The organism is Rothia koreensis (assembly GCF_052232265.1).
In the GTDB taxonomy this organism is placed as follows: domain Bacteria; phylum Actinomycetota; class Actinomycetes; order Actinomycetales; family Micrococcaceae; genus Rothia; species Rothia koreensis.
In genome coordinates, this window is record NZ_CP197643.1 from 896,565 (window position 1) to 910,730 (window position 14,166).

The window sequence follows — 14,166 nt, forward strand, 5'->3', positions numbered from 1 at the left end:
CCAGTCGCGGAGGTGCCTCGCCCCCGTGGCACCCGGCCATTCGCACCGACAGGCCGTGCCGCGGTATTCGCTCAAGGAAGGACGACTATGACGGGTGAGCTGTTCATCGCTCGAACCCTGGAAGAATTTTCCGCCCACATCAGCCAACGCATGGGCGACGCCGAAGCGAGGATCCACGCTGCCGAGGCCGAAACCCTCTCGGCGCACCGTAGCGATCCCGACGCCGAGCCCACGACGCCGCGTGTGGCGACCCTCGGTTTCGTCCCGACCATGGGTGCACTGCACGACGGGCACGCAACCCTCATCGAAAGAGCGCGTGAGCAGAACGACGTCGTCGCAGTCTCGATCTTCGTCAACCCGCTCCAGTTCGGACCCGGAGAGGACTACGACAAGTACCCGCGCCAGCCGGAGGAGGATCTGGCCCTGCTGCGGAAGTACGGGGTCGACATCGTGTTCATCCCGGAACTCGAGGTCATGTACCCCGGAGGCGAGCCCCTTGTGCGCGTGAGCTCCGGCCGGCTCGGAACCATGTTCGAAGGGGCCGCCCGGCCGGGACACTTCGATGGCGTGCTGACCGTGGTCAACAAGCTGTTCAACGTCGTCGTTGCCGCCGCGGGCCCACATCGGGGCCGCGCGTACTTCGGCCAGAAGGACGCCCAGCAGGTCGCCCTGGTCCAGCGGATGGTGGCCGACTTCGCGATCCCGCTGGTGGTCTGCCCCGTGGCCATCGTCCGTGACGACGACGGCCTCGCGATGTCCTCCCGCAACTCCTATCTGGATCCCGAGGAGAGGAAAGCCGCCCTCGTGCTCTCCCGCACCCTCGCCCTCTTGCGCGAGGAAGGGCTCTCCCGGGGCTACGCCGGAATCGACGTCGACGCCGCGAGGGAACGGATATCCGACCGGGACGGAGTGGACCTCGAATACCTCGAGATCGTCGACCCCAAGACCTTCGAGGCGCCCGTCGAGAATTCGGAACGGGCGACGGCGCTCGCCGCGATTCGCGTGGGCGGAACCCGGCTCATCGACAACATGGATGTCATCTGAGGGCTCCCACACCCTCGGATTCCGCGTCCGATACACCCACAGATAGGCTTAGGACCGTGAGTACTTCAGCTTCGTCGTCCTCCCCGCAGGACCAGACCAGTCAGCAGACCGAGATCAACGAGCAGATGCGCATCCGGATGGACAAGCGCGCGGAACTGATCTCTCGAGGACGTGAAGCCTATCCCGTGGGCGTCCCCGTGACCCGAAGCATCCAGAGCGTCCGCGAGCAGTACGGCGACCTGGAGGCCGGGGACGAGACGGGCGACGTCGTCGGCGTCGTCGGGCGCGTGGTGTTCGTGCGGAACACGGGCAAGCTGTGCTTCGCGAGCCTTCAGGCCGGGGACGGAACACGGCTCCAAGCGATGATTTCGCTCGCGAAGGCCGGACAGGAGAACCTGGACGACTGGAAGGCGCTCGTGGACCTCGGCGACCACGTGTTCGTGCACGGGGAAGTCGTCAGCTCACGTCGCGGCGAGCTGTCGGTCATGGTCGAGGACTGGTCGATGGCGTCCAAGTCGCTGCGCCCGCTCCCGACCCTGCACAAGGACCTGAACGAGGAGACCCGGGTCCGGCAGCGCTACCTGGATCTCATGGTCCGCAAGGAAGCGCAGGAGACGGTCCTCAACCGCGCGAAGATCATGCAGACCGTGCGTCAGGTCCTTGTCGATCAGGGCTATATCGAAATCGAGTCGCCGATCCTGCAGCTCGTGCACGGTGGCGCGACCGCGCGGCCGTTCCAGACCCATCTGAACGCCTACGACCAGGACATGACGTTGCGCATCGCGACCGAGCTGTACCTGAAGCGGGCCGTGGTCGGTGGGATCGACCGTGTCTTCGAGATCGGGCGCATTTTCCGCAACGAGGGCGTGGATTCCACGCACAGCCCCGAGTTCACGACCCTTGAGGCGTACCAAGCCTACGGGGACCAGTTCACGATGGCCGAGCTCATCCAGAACATCATCATGGCCTGCGCCGATGCTCTGGGAGTCCACCAGATCGAGACGGACCGGGGAACGATCGACCTCAACGCGGAATGGACATGGCTCGGCGTCTATCCGGGCCTGTCGGAGGCCGTCGGGCGGGAGATCACCCCCGAGACCACGGCCGAGGAACTTCGCGGGATCGCGGACCAGCACGACGTCTCGGTGGATCCCTCGTGGGACGCCGAGAAGCTCGTTATCGAACTCTTCGGCGAAATCGTGGAACCGACCCTCATCAACCCGACGTTCGTGTGCGACTATCCGCCGTCGGCGCAGCCGCTTGCCCGGCCCCACCGGTCGAAGCCGGACGTCATCGAGGCCTGGGACCTCATTATCGGCGGTATGGAGCGCGGCACAGCTTTCTCCGAATTGATCGATCCTGTGATCCAGCGAGAGCGTCTCACGGAGCAGTCCCGGCTGGCCGCCGGCGGAGACGACGAAGCCATGGAACTCGACGAGGACTTTCTGCGAGCCCTGGAACATGCCGCTCCTCCCATGGGCGGATTGGGCCTGGGAATTGATCGGCTGATCATGTTGTTCACAGGACTGGGGATTAGGGAAACGATTTTGTTTCCGCTGATGAAGCCCGAGTAAATCGGGATGATCAAGCGGGCCTCCGGGCCCGGGGGAGAAGGTTCGGCGTGGAATATGTGGCCGTATTGTTGCCGTCCGTCGCTATCGGCATCATCTTCTATTTCGTGATGCGCTGGGCGTTCCGGGCCGACAGCTCGGAGCGCAAGGCCCATGCAGCCTCGGACGACGACGCGCGCCAATGGTACGAGAAGATCAAATCCCGGGAAGGATCCGGAGAGATTTTCCTTCCCAGAGAAGACTCGGATTCATAAGTTTTTCACAGGAAGAATTATGCTTCCGGGGGACTATTCGACTGTCCTTTTCTGTTGGTAATTGATACTCTGGCCTTACACCAGGACAAAAGTCCACAGCTTTAGTGCCGCGTGAGCCGGATACCGTTCCCGCGCTTCGCTAACACGATTAAGGTCCTCTGACATCAAATTTTGCGTCGGACCGCGCCAATAAGGACTGAGGAGACACTCATGGCTCAGAAAGTTAAGATCATTCTCGAGGACGATCTCGAGGGCGGCGCCGCTGACGAAACCGTGCGTTTCGGGCTCGACGGCGGCCAGTACGAAATCGACCTCTCGTCGGCGAACGCCGCGAAGCTTCGCGACGCGATTCGTCCGTACGCGGCCAAGGCCCGCCGGGTCCAGGGGCGCAACAGTGGGCGAGGCACCTCGGGCAAGGGCTCGGGGCAGGTCCGCAATCCCGAGACGGCCCTGATCCGCAAGTGGGCCAAGGAGAACGGCTACAACGTCTCCGACCGCGGCCGGATCCACCAGGAGATTCAGGACGCCTACTACGCCGCTCGTAAGAAAGACTCCTAGTAAGAGCCAGTTTTCGAGGGCTGTCGAAGGAATCGGCGCGAAGCATCTGCTGGTTCTCGACCTCGTGCAAGATCAAGCTCAGGGCGGAAATACTCAGGTATTTTCTGCCCTGAGCTTTATTGCGTCTCGCCGGTGGCGAACAGCAGATAATTCAGGCCTTTTCCGTGCGTAGCATCGAATCAAAGACGTACAAGGAGACCAACTATGTTTGAACGGTTTACGGACCGCGCACGGCGTGTTGTGGTGCTGGCTCAGGAAGAAGCCCGCATGCTCAACCACAATTACATCGGCACAGAACACCTGTTGCTGGGTCTGATCCATGAGGGCGAAGGAATCGCGGCCAAGGCCCTGGAGTCCATGGGCGTGACCCTCTCCGCCGTTCGTGAGCAGGTCCAGGACATCATCGGACCGGGCCAGCAGGCGCCCAGCGGGCACATCCCGTTCACGCCGCGGGCCAAGAAGGTCCTCGAGCTGTCCCTGCGCGAAGCGCTTCAGCTCGGACACAACTACATCGGAACCGAGCACATTCTGCTCGGCCTCATCAGGGCCGGCGAAGGCGTTGCCTCGCAGGTTCTGTCCAAGCTGGGCGCCGAGCCCTCGCGCGTGCGCCAGACGGTCATCGACATGATCTCCGGCTACCAGGGCGGATCGGGCGACTCGAAGGAAGCTGCCGGCGTGGGCGCGGGCGGCAAGGAAGGAGCCCCGGCGGGTTCCGCGGTGCTGGACCAGTTCGGCACGAACCTCACTGCCGCCGCCCGGGAGAGCAATCTCGACCCGGTGATCGGGCGCTACAAGGAGATGGAACGCGTGATGCAGGTCCTCTCCCGGCGCACCAAGAACAACCCCGTGCTGATCGGCGAACCCGGTGTCGGCAAGACGGCCGTCGTCGAGGGCCTGGCCCAGGCGATCGTTCGTGGAGACGTCCCGGAGACGCTCAAGGACAAGCACCTGTACACGCTGGATCTCGGGTCCCTCGTGGCAGGTTCCCGCTACCGCGGCGACTTCGAGGAACGCCTCAAGAAGGTGCTCAAGGAGATCCGCACCCGCGGGGACATCATCCTGTTCATCGATGAGATCCACACGCTGGTGGGTGCGGGAGCGGCCGAAGGCGCCATAGACGCCGCGTCGATCCTCAAGCCCATGCTGGCCCGCGGTGAGTTGCAGACCATCGGTGCGACCACCCTGGACGAGTACCGGAAGCACATTGAGAAGGACGCCGCCCTCGAGCGTCGTTTCCAGCCGATTCAGGTCGACGAACCGTCGCAGGCGCACGCCGTCGAAATCCTCAAGGGCCTGCGGGACAAGTACGAGGCACACCACCGGGTCACGATTTCCGACGAGGCCCTCGAGGCTGCCGTGAGCCTGTCGGCCCGGTACATCTCGGACCGGTTCCTCCCGGACAAGGCGATCGACATGATCGACGAGGCCGGCGCCCGTCTGCGCATCAAGCGTCTGACCGCTCCGCCGGAGATCAAGGCCATCGAGGAACGGATCGCCGAGGTGAAGTCCCAGAAGGAGTCCGCGATCGACGGACAGGACTTCGAGAAGGCAGCTTCCCTGCGCGACAAGGAGCAGAAGCTCATCGCGGAGAAGGACGAGCAGGAGAAGAAGTGGAAGGAGAGCGACTCCGCCATGGGCGAGGTCACTCCGGACGTCATCTCCGAGGTTCTCTCCGCATCCACGGGCGTTCCGGTGTACAAGCTCACCGACGAGGAATCGGGCCGACTCCTCAACATGGAGGAGGAGCTGCACCGCCGGGTCATCGGTCAGGACAACGCCATCAAGGCGCTGTCCCGGTCGATCCGACGCACGCGTGCCGGGTTGAAGGATCCGCACCGTCCCGGTGGCTCGTTCATCTTCGCCGGGCCCACGGGTGTCGGCAAGACCGAGCTGGCCAAGGCCCTGGCCCAGTTCCTGTTCGGCGACGACGACTCGCTGATCACGCTGGACATGTCCGAGTACCAGGAGAAGCACACGGTCTCTCGGCTGTTCGGTGCGCCCCCCGGATACGTCGGCTACGAAGAGGGCGGCCAGCTGACCGAGAAGGTCCGCCGCAAGCCCTTCTCCGTGGTCCTGTTCGACGAGGTCGAGAAGGCCCACGCGGACCTGTTCAACTCGTTGCTGCAGATCCTCGAGGACGGTCGCCTGACCGACTCGCAGGGACGCGTGGTGGACTTCAAGAACACCGTGATCATCATGACCACGAACTTGGGAACGAAGGACATCTCCCGCCGGGTTCCCGTCGGCTTCCAGTCCCACGAGGATCCCACGACGAACTACGAGCGGATGCAGGCCAAGGTCCAGGAGGAGCTCAAGGAGCACTTCCGTCCGGAGTTCCTGAACCGCGTGGATGACATCATCGTCTTCCCGCAGCTGTCCGAGGAAGAGATCATCCAGATCGTCGACCTGTTCGTCGCCCGCCTCGCGGAGCGTCTGCGGGACCAGGACATGTCCATCGAGCTCACGGACGCCGCCAAGAAGATCCTGGGGGAGCGTGGCTACGATCCGTCGATGGGTGCCCGCCCGCTGCGCCGCACGATGCAGCGCGAGATCGAGGACCAGATCTCCGAGAAGATCCTCTTCGGAGAGATTCAGGGCGGGGAGAAGATCACCGTGGATGCCGAGGGCGAAGGCAAGGACGCGAAGTTCCTCTTCTCCTCGCAGAAGATGTCCGAGCTGACGGATGACGGATTCGATTACGGTCAGGCCGAGTCCACGGAGTCGAACCCGGACACCCAGCAGCTCTCGCGTCCGTCCACGCCGCCGCGTTACGAAGGCGGCGACGGCGGCGGAGCGGCCGGGTCCGCGACCGCGTAGGAGCCCGTCCAGGCCGGAGCCGTCCGTCGGCCCCTGTGGGGCTCGGGCGAGCTCCGGAACTGGTCCGGTGCTCTGAGCCAGTGGCACCGCATGCACGAAGCGGGGTCGCCCTCCGGGGCGGCCCCGCTTCGTGCGTCTCGGGGCCGGCGCGTCGCGTCGGGGCCGCCCCGTGAGATCGAATGGTGCCGACGCCGGTCACGGGCGTAAACTCTGGGCGCATGACCAACCTGCGGATGCGACCTGCCAGAACTTCGGACGTCCACGAGATCAGGCGGCTCGTCGCACCGTACGTCACGTCCGGCGCGCTGATTTCCAAGGACGCGGTCGAGTATTTCGAGTCGATCCAGGAATTCATGGTGGTCGAAGACCTCGAAGCCCACGGCTCGGCACGGCTCATCGGTTGCGGTGCCCTGCACATCCTGTGGGAGGACCTGGGCGAGATCCGCACCCTCGCTGCGGACGAACGGGCGCGCGGGCGAGGCGTGGGGCGCATGCTGGTTCAGTCCTTGCTCGAACGGGCCCGAGGAATCGGCGTCGACCGCGTCTTCTGCCTGACGTTCGAGGTCGAATTCTTCCGGCGCATGGGCTTCGAGATCATGAGCAATCAAGAGACGATCGACCATGAGGTCTTCGCCGAGCTCCTGCGGTCCCATGACGAAGGCGTCGCAGAATTCCTGGATCTGGCGAGGGTGAAGCCGAATACCCTCGGCAACACCCGCATGCTTCGACACCTCTGACGCCGAATCCGGTCAGCCGGGAAGAGTCACACGGCCCTCGGGGTCTCGCGATGCCAGGGCGTCACGGACCAGTCCCTCGAGGCATCGCTCCAACTGGTCTCCCGGGGCACCGATGGCCCTCAGCTGTTCCATGGCGTGGGGCGCCCCCTTCCACGCGGTCCTTTCCGGGGACAGGAGGGCCTCCGGCGGGACCGGCTCCGTGGCCTCCCTGAGCACGGCCATCATGGCTCCCCGGGCCTGGCGGTCCGTGCCTTTCCACGCTTGCCCTCGGGGCACGTATTCCGGCTCGGGTCGGCCCGCGGCCACCCACGCGCACTGGTCCAGCACGGGGCATATGTCGCACCGGGGAGATTTCGCGGTGCAGACCAGGGCTCCCAGTTCCATGACGGCGATGTTCCACCGGACGGCGGTTGCGTCGTCGTCGGGCATCAATGATTCGGCGAGTCTCGTCTCTGCCGCGGTCAGCCCCTTGGAAGGCAACGCCTTTCCGCTGATGGCGCGCGCCTGAACCCGTCGAATGTTGGTATCGATCACGGTTTGTCGGTCACCGAAGGCAAATACGGAAACGGCCGCGGCGGTGTAGGAGCCGACTCCCGGGAGGGCCAGGAGTTCGTCGTAGTCCGAGGGGACCTCGCCGCCGTGCCGCTCGACGATGGCCACCGCTGCGGCGTGCAGTCGAAGGGCCCTCCGGGGGTAACCGAGTCGGCCCCATTCACGCACGGCGTCTCCCGTGGTCGCGGACGCCAGGTCCGACGGTTCGGGCCACAACTGCATCCATCGTTTCCATTGCGGAAGAACACGGACCACCGGGGTCTGCTGGAGCATGAACTCGCTGACCATGACCTGCCAGGGGGTACGGTCCGGTGCCCGCCACGGCAGGTCCCGGGCATTCCACGTGAACCAGTCGATGATGTGTCGATGCATCGTGCGGACGGTGTCCGGGTCGGGCCAGGGGGCGTGGTCCGCGGCGGCGTCGGCCTGTTCCGACGGTGCGGCCGGTGGATTCGAAAAATTCATGACGTGACCACTGTAGTGTGCCGGGTCCGTCCCTGGGTTGGGCTCTCCTTTTAGTAGCCTAGGACGCATGACAGAGTACGAAGACCCCACACCGGAGAACGGCGGCAACCAGGGCGGGTACCGGCGCGAATCGCCCGCGGTCTACCGCCGACGTCGGATCATCGCGCTGATCCTTGCTCTCCTGGTGATCGTGCTGGTCGTGTGGGGAGTCGTCTTCGCGGTGAACAAGATCGCCGCGAGCATCGGTGGCGGTTCCGGCGGGTCGTCCTCGCAGTCGTCGACCGACAATTTCGCCAGCTTCAGCGCCCGGCCCTCCCATTCGGCCTCGGGCTCGTCGGGTCCGAGCGGATCGGCGGGCCCTTCCGCGTCTGCATCCTCCTCGGACGGTGCGTCGGCCTCGGACAAGCCATCGGACCAGGCGGAGGGGGACCAGAGCGAGAAGCCTGATCCCGAGGAGTCGAAGGCAGAGGCCGCCGCGACCACGACGCCGGCCGAGTCCAAGCCGGCCCAGCCCCAGGCCTGTGGCTCGAATATCCAGGTCAGCGCCAAACTGGACAAGGGGACGTACGGTCAGGGTGAGAATCCCGTCATGAGCACGACCGTCAAGAACTCCGGGGACAACCCATGCAACGTCGATCTCGGTGCCAACAAGGTGACCTATGAGATCACCTCGGGTTCGGCCGAGGTGTACAGCACCTCCAAGTGCGGAGGCGATGGGGCGGCCAAACAGTCCACCCTCGACGCGGGTTCGGCCCAGACCGTGTCACAGTCGTGGGACCGGTCCATCAATGCCCTCGGTTGCGGTGACGCGGCCCAACCGGCCCAGCCCGGCTACTACTGGTTGACGGTGTCCGTGAACGGCGTCCCGAGCGAGAAACAACAGATCGTTCTCGAGTAGAGGTGCAGGCCCCAGGGAGCGTCCGGCTCACGAGACGGGCGTCCCGAGAACGCCGGACCCTCTCCGCGGGCGGATTACATGAAGCGGTCGAGCAGGCTCGTCTCGGCCATGCGCGCCAGGGACTCGCGGATGCTCCTGGCCCGATATTCTCCGATGCCCTCGACGCTGCGCAGGTCGTCCACGTTGGCGGCCATGAGCGGTTGCAGGCCTTCGAAGCGGTCGACCAGGCGTTCGGAGACCGTGTGGGGAATGGACTTGACCCCGCTGAGCAGACGGTAGCCGCGAGGCTGCAACGTATAGTCCAGATCCCCTCCACCCGGTAGGCCGACGGCCCGGGCAATTGCTATGGGGTCGGCCAGTTCCACGGGGGAGAGGCTGCAGAGGCTCGCCTGTGCCCGTTCGGTCACATGGGACTCGTGGCCCGAGGGCAGGTAGTCCTTGAACACGAGCTCCGCGGTCGGCTGGTTCAGCACCAGTTCCTCGAGCTGCATGGCGATCATTCGTCCCTCGGCGCCCAGCTCGACGACGTTGTCCCCGATCTCTTCGGAGATCCGCCGGACCAGTTCCAGGCGCTGAAGGGCCAGGGCCACATTGCGGACGGTCACATCGGACTCGATTTCCAGAGCGGAGAGGTTGTTGAGTTCCTCGTTGAGACGGACGGTGTACCGTTCGAGGGTCTGGATGGCCTGGTTGGCCCGGCCCATGATTTCCTGGGACCCTTCCAGCGGGTACCGCTCGCCGTCCGCATAGATGGTGATGACTCCCATCGATTTCGACACCGAGATCACGGGGAACCCCGTTTGTTTGGCGACGCGTTCGGCGGTGCGGTGCAGTGTACCGGATTCTTCCGTGGTGATGGCGGGGTCGGGCATGAGCTGGACGCCCGCGTGATGGATCGTGCGGACTTCTCGATCGCAGACGATGGCTCCGTCCATCTTGGCGAGTTCGCGCAATCGGGTTCCGGTGAATTCGGTGTCGATGCTGAACCCGCCGCTGATGATTTCTTCGACCGTACGGTCCTTGCCCAGCACGATCAGAGCGCCCGTGCGGCCCTGGAGGATACGATCGAGGCCGTCCCGGAGCTGTGTTCCGGGGGCCAACAGAGCCAACGTCTTCTTGAGCTGATCATTACGGGGAGAAACCACGATTCCAGCCTATCGTGTGGTCGCGCGTCTGCGGCTCAGGGCCGTCAGGAGCGTGAGGGGAAGAGGGTGTCGACGGCGTCCACCACGGAAGCCACTTCCTTGACGTGCACACCCTCCGGCACCTCCCCGACGCCGGCCGGCGATGCGGGGACCATGACGTGGGTGAAGCCGAGCCGCGCGACTTCGTTGATGCGTTGACGAATTCCGGGCACCGCCCGGACCTCTCCGGCGAGCCCGACCTCACCGAATACCACGAGCCGGCGGGGAAGAGGCTTGTCCTCGGCCGCGGAAGCGAGCGCCATGACCGTGGCCAGGTCGGCCGCGGGTTCGTTGAGCCGCACCCCGCCGACCGTCGAGAGATAGCAATCCAGCTTGCCCACGTTGAACCCCGCGCGCCGTTGGAGCACGGCGAGCAGCATGGCGGTGCGCGCGGAATCCAGGCCGGCCGTGGCCCGCCGGGGCTGGGCCGTGGCGGATTCGTCCAGAAGTGCTTGGACCTCCGCCAACAATGGTCGCCTGCCCTCCATGGTGATCGTGAGACACGTTCCGGCGACCGGATGAGCCGTCCGGGATACAAAAAGGCCCGACGGATCGGAGACGCCTTCGATGCCGTCCTCGAGCAGATCGAAGCAGCCGACCTCGTCCGTGGGGCCGAAGCGGTTCTTGACCGCACGGAGCATTCGGATGCGCGAGTTCTTGTCTCCCTCGAACTGGCACACGACATCCACGAGGTGCTCGAGGAGGCGGGGTCCCGCGATGGTTCCCTCCTTGGTCACGTGGCCCACCAGCAACGTGGTCATGTTCCGTTTCTTGGCCTCGGCGATGATCGAGGCCGCGACCTCACGGACCTGGGTCACGCCGCCGGCTGCGCCCTCCACCTCGGCGCTCGCCAGGGTCTGCACCGAATCGACGACCAACAGGCTGGGGGAGACCTTGTCCATGTGCGCCAAAGCCGCGCCCAAGTCGGTTTCCGAGGCCAGGTACAGCGTGTCCGCCACAGCTCCGATACGATCCGCCCGGAGTTTGACCTGGGCCGCCGACTCCTCGCCGGTCACGTACAGGACATCGTGGGCCGGGTGGCCTCCCTCGCTGGGATCCGCCCCGGACGACGTCGAGCCGGACTCCGCGGCACCGGCGCCCTGGCCGACCGACGTTCCGCGCGCGAACGTCGATGCCACGTCCAGGAGCAGGGTCGACTTGCCGACACCCGGTTCTCCCGCCATCAGAATCACGGCGCCCGGGACCAGACCGCCGCCGAGGACCCGATCGAATTCCTGGATTCCCGTGCTGGAGAACTGGGCGAGAGACGCGTCCACATCCGCGATCGGACGGGCCGGGGTTTCGACCGTACGTGCCGCGCTGGTCCGTGCGACCGTGGGTCCTCCGGCCTCTTCGACGGTTCCCCATTCCTGGCACTCTACGCAGCGGCCGACCCATTTGGCCGTGGTCCAGCCGCATTCGCGGCATCGGTACATATTGGTGTTCTTGGATGTTTTCCGTGCGGGGCTCATACCGAAATCGTACGGGGGCCGACTGACAACTTAGGAGTCGTGGTCGTCGTCGTCCTCCGGGTCGATCACCTCGATCGCCTCGGTCAGTTCCTGTCAGATCGTGGCCAGCACGTTGCCCGCGGACTTCTGGTCCATCCCCGTCATGACCAGAAGGTCCACGGTCAGCGGACGGATGATCATCACGAGCGCCTCGCCCTGATACGTCCGCACGCCCAGGGCCTGGGGATCGAGTTTGGCCGCCGTCGAGCTCAGCTCCACGCGAGCCCGGCGACGCATGACCTCTCGTGCGTCTTCGGTGTCGGACTTCAGCGACAGTCCGAGAAGGTCGACCGCTTCGGACAGTTCGAGCAGTACATCGCGGAGGGAGACAATTGCTTCCTCCCGCAACTGGACCGTGTCGATCACGTTGGCGATCCGTCGGATCAGGACGCGCGCATTGCGGATCGCGTAATCGATTCCGTGCAGGGCGCGCTCGTAGTCGCGAATGTCCCTCAGCGCCTGACGTCGCGTGAGGGCGACCCGCGCGAGACCCTTGCTCGTCTTGAGGGAGTTCTCGACCTGGTCCAGGAGGGGCTGGGTCTTGCGCGCGCGAGACAGCGCATACCAGGCCCGGGCGGCGTCGTAATCGCCGATGGCTTCGCTCGCTTCCCTCAGGATCCGTGAGAATTCTCGGACCAGATTCTTCATCTCGTCCTTGGGCTGACGCCTCGGGTCCTGGGGCACTAGGGCCATGACCAGCAGGGCGCACAGACCGCCGACGACGGCGTCGAAGCTCCGCGCGAACGGGCCGTCGATTGCAGGGGGAAGCAGTACCACCAGGACAGCCTGCAATCCCATCTGCGTCGAGAAGATGGTCCCGTTGTCCAGGAAGCGGGCGAGCAGCAGGGAGAACAACAGGACCAGTGATGCCTGGAGCGGGCCCCTGCCGAGAAAATACATCAAGAAGTCGCCCACGGCGATGCCCAGAGTGCAGCCTATGGCCACCTCCATGATGCGGCGCATGTGGTTTCCGCCGCGCACGTACCCGAGGGAAACGATCGCCGCCGTTGCGGCAAAGAGCGGCTGGTGGTGGCTCAACAGGACCTCGGCAATGAAATAGGCGCCGACGGCGGCCACCGTGATCTGGACTGACTGGAACAGGCCACTGCGAACTCGCGACATTCCCAAACGCGCACGCGAGACGAGCTGACGGCGCGAGGACCGTGCCCTCTCCCTGACCGAGATTCGTCTCATGGGGCAATCATAGTTTGTCGACGTCGCGCGTTCGTTCCAGAGTTCATCCGCAGTTCACCGGATCCGGGTCCGGGGGATACCTGTCCTCCGTAGCGTGCCGAGTACGGGCGCCAGGAGCCTCCGGCCACCTGGCCAGCCCGAGTCCGGGCAGACCAGGCACCGGTCACATCACAATCACTGAGCCGTTCCGATCCGCTTCGACAGGCAGCGGAGGACGGTCGACGACTCTTGAAGGGGTACCTTTCGTGAAGATCTCTCGCATCGGGCGTTTCGCCGCTATCGCAGCAGTAGGAACCATCGCGCTGACGGCGTGCGGCTCGGACAACGCCACGGGCGAAGCCGGCACCGGATCATCCTCGGCAGGGGCGGACGTCAAAGGCACCCTGTCCGGCGTGGGGTCATCCGCACAGCAGGCCGCCATGACCCAATGGCAGACGGATTTCCAGAGTGACAATTCCGGCGCCAACGTCCAGTACTCTCCGGACGGATCGGGCGCGGGACGCAAGGCGTTCCTCTCGGGCGGCGCCAACTTCGCGGGCTCCGATGCTCACCTGGACGACGACGAATACAACCAGGCCAAGGACCAGTGCGGCCCCGACGGGGCGATGGACATCCCCGTGTACGTGTCCCCGATCGCCGTCGCCTTCAACGTGAAGGGTGTCGACTCGCTCAACCTGGACCCGGCCACCATCGCCAAGATCTTCAAGGGCGAGATCTCCACATGGAACGACCCGGAGATCAAGAAGCAGAACGAGGATGCCAAGCTGCCGGACACCCCGATCAACGTCGTCCACCGCTCGGACAACTCCGGCACGACCGAGAACTTCACCGAGTACCTCTCGAAGGCATCCGGCGGGGCCTGGGACAAGGAGCCTTCGGGTGATTGGCCGAGCGACTTCAAGGGCGAGGCCAACAAGGGGACATCGGGCGTGGTCTCCACGACCCAGAGCACGGACGGGGCCATCACCTACGCGGATGAGTCCGCCGTCGGCGACCTCTCCACCGCCAAGGTCAAGGACGGAGACGACTACGTCAAGGTGTCCGCCGATTCCGCGGCCAAGGCCGTGGAGCAGTCCGACAAGGTTCAGGGACGCGGCGAGCACGACATGTCCCTCGAGCTGAACCGGACCCCGAACGATGGTTCCTACCCGATCGTCCTGGTCTCATACCACGTGGTCTGCTCCGCCTACAAGGACCAGGAGACCGCGGATCTGGTCAAGGCCTTCGAGAACTACGTGGTCAGCGAGGACGGCCAGAAGTCGGCCGCCAGCGCTGCGAAGTCGGCGGTCCTCCCTGAGAGTATGCGTGAGGACGCCAAGAAGGCCATCGACTCGATCACGACCAAGTAGCGGACCCAGAGGATCCCATAGCGTCGTATTCC

General features: G+C 64.9%; 12 protein-coding genes. 8 read left to right on the plus strand and 4 right to left on the minus strand.

Features of this window, described 5'->3' with window-relative positions:
- Nucleotides 1-87 precede the first annotated feature (87 nt).
- The 6 genes from panC (at nt 88) to ACTSLZ_RS03885 (ending at nt 6,981) form a co-directional block, all read left to right on the plus strand.
- Nucleotides 88-1,044 (plus strand): pantoate--beta-alanine ligase, encoded by a 957-nt coding sequence (gene panC / locus ACTSLZ_RS03860; RefSeq protein ID WP_443095773.1) that lies wholly within the window; start codon nt 88-90, stop codon nt 1,042-1,044.
- 125 nt (nt 1,045-1,169) lie between these two features.
- A complete protein-coding gene (lysS, locus tag ACTSLZ_RS03865; protein ID WP_443096088.1) occupies nt 1,170-2,618 on the plus strand; it encodes a lysine--tRNA ligase in 1,449 nt (482 codons plus the stop codon).
- A gap of 56 nt (nt 2,619-2,674) precedes the next feature.
- Nucleotides 2,675-2,869, plus strand: coding sequence for a hypothetical protein (locus ACTSLZ_RS03870; protein WP_238692385.1), 195 nt, complete (start codon nt 2,675-2,677; stop codon nt 2,867-2,869).
- Between the two features lie 210 nt (nt 2,870-3,079).
- Complete coding sequence (locus tag ACTSLZ_RS03875) at nt 3,080-3,427, plus strand: histone-like nucleoid-structuring protein Lsr2 (protein WP_129315653.1); 348 nt, start codon at nt 3,080-3,082, stop codon at nt 3,425-3,427.
- A 204-nt stretch (nt 3,428-3,631) separates the two neighbouring features.
- Nucleotides 3,632-6,244, plus strand: a complete 2,613-nt coding sequence (locus tag ACTSLZ_RS03880; protein ID WP_178980305.1) for an ATP-dependent Clp protease ATP-binding subunit — start codon at nt 3,632-3,634, stop codon at nt 6,242-6,244.
- Between the two features lie 218 nt (nt 6,245-6,462).
- Nucleotides 6,463-6,981, plus strand: coding sequence for an amino-acid N-acetyltransferase (locus ACTSLZ_RS03885; protein WP_129315651.1), 519 nt, complete (start codon nt 6,463-6,465; stop codon nt 6,979-6,981).
- Between the two features lie 12 nt (nt 6,982-6,993).
- On the opposite strand, the gene ACTSLZ_RS03890 is transcribed toward ACTSLZ_RS03885, so the two are convergent.
- Nucleotides 6,994-7,998 carry an A/G-specific adenine glycosylase gene (locus ACTSLZ_RS03890; RefSeq protein WP_193554042.1) on the minus strand — a complete coding sequence of 335 codons (1,005 nt, stop codon included), beginning with the start codon at nt 7,996-7,998 and terminating at the stop codon, nt 6,994-6,996.
- A gap of 67 nt (nt 7,999-8,065) precedes the next feature.
- Between ACTSLZ_RS03890 and ACTSLZ_RS03895 the strand changes: the two genes are divergently transcribed.
- On the plus strand, nt 8,066-8,896 hold the full coding sequence (locus ACTSLZ_RS03895) for a hypothetical protein (protein WP_443095774.1): 831 nt from the start codon (nt 8,066-8,068) through the stop codon (nt 8,894-8,896).
- 74 nt (nt 8,897-8,970) lie between these two features.
- On the opposite strand, the gene disA is transcribed toward ACTSLZ_RS03895, so the two are convergent.
- The 3 genes from disA to ACTSLZ_RS03910 form a co-directional block, all read right to left on the minus strand.
- The gene (gene disA / locus ACTSLZ_RS03900; protein ID WP_443095775.1) at nt 8,971-10,041 is read right to left on the minus strand and encodes a DNA integrity scanning diadenylate cyclase DisA; all 1,071 of its coding nucleotides are present in this window, start codon (nt 10,039-10,041) and stop codon (nt 8,971-8,973) included.
- A 44-nt stretch (nt 10,042-10,085) separates the two neighbouring features.
- A complete protein-coding gene (locus ACTSLZ_RS03905) occupies nt 10,086-11,552 on the minus strand; it encodes a DNA repair protein RadA (RefSeq protein ID WP_443095776.1) in 1,467 nt (488 codons plus the stop codon).
- Between the two features lie 93 nt (nt 11,553-11,645).
- The gene (locus tag ACTSLZ_RS03910; RefSeq protein WP_443095777.1) at nt 11,646-12,785 is read right to left on the minus strand and encodes an FUSC family protein; all 1,140 of its coding nucleotides are present in this window, start codon (nt 12,783-12,785) and stop codon (nt 11,646-11,648) included.
- Nucleotides 12,786-13,030: 245 nt separating this feature from the next.
- Here ACTSLZ_RS03910 and pstS point away from each other — a divergent pair, with 245 nt between their 5' ends.
- On the plus strand, nt 13,031-14,134 hold the full coding sequence (pstS, locus tag ACTSLZ_RS03915) for a phosphate ABC transporter substrate-binding protein PstS (protein ID WP_129315646.1): 1,104 nt from the start codon (nt 13,031-13,033) through the stop codon (nt 14,132-14,134).
- The last annotated feature ends 32 nt before the right edge of the window (nt 14,135-14,166 follow it).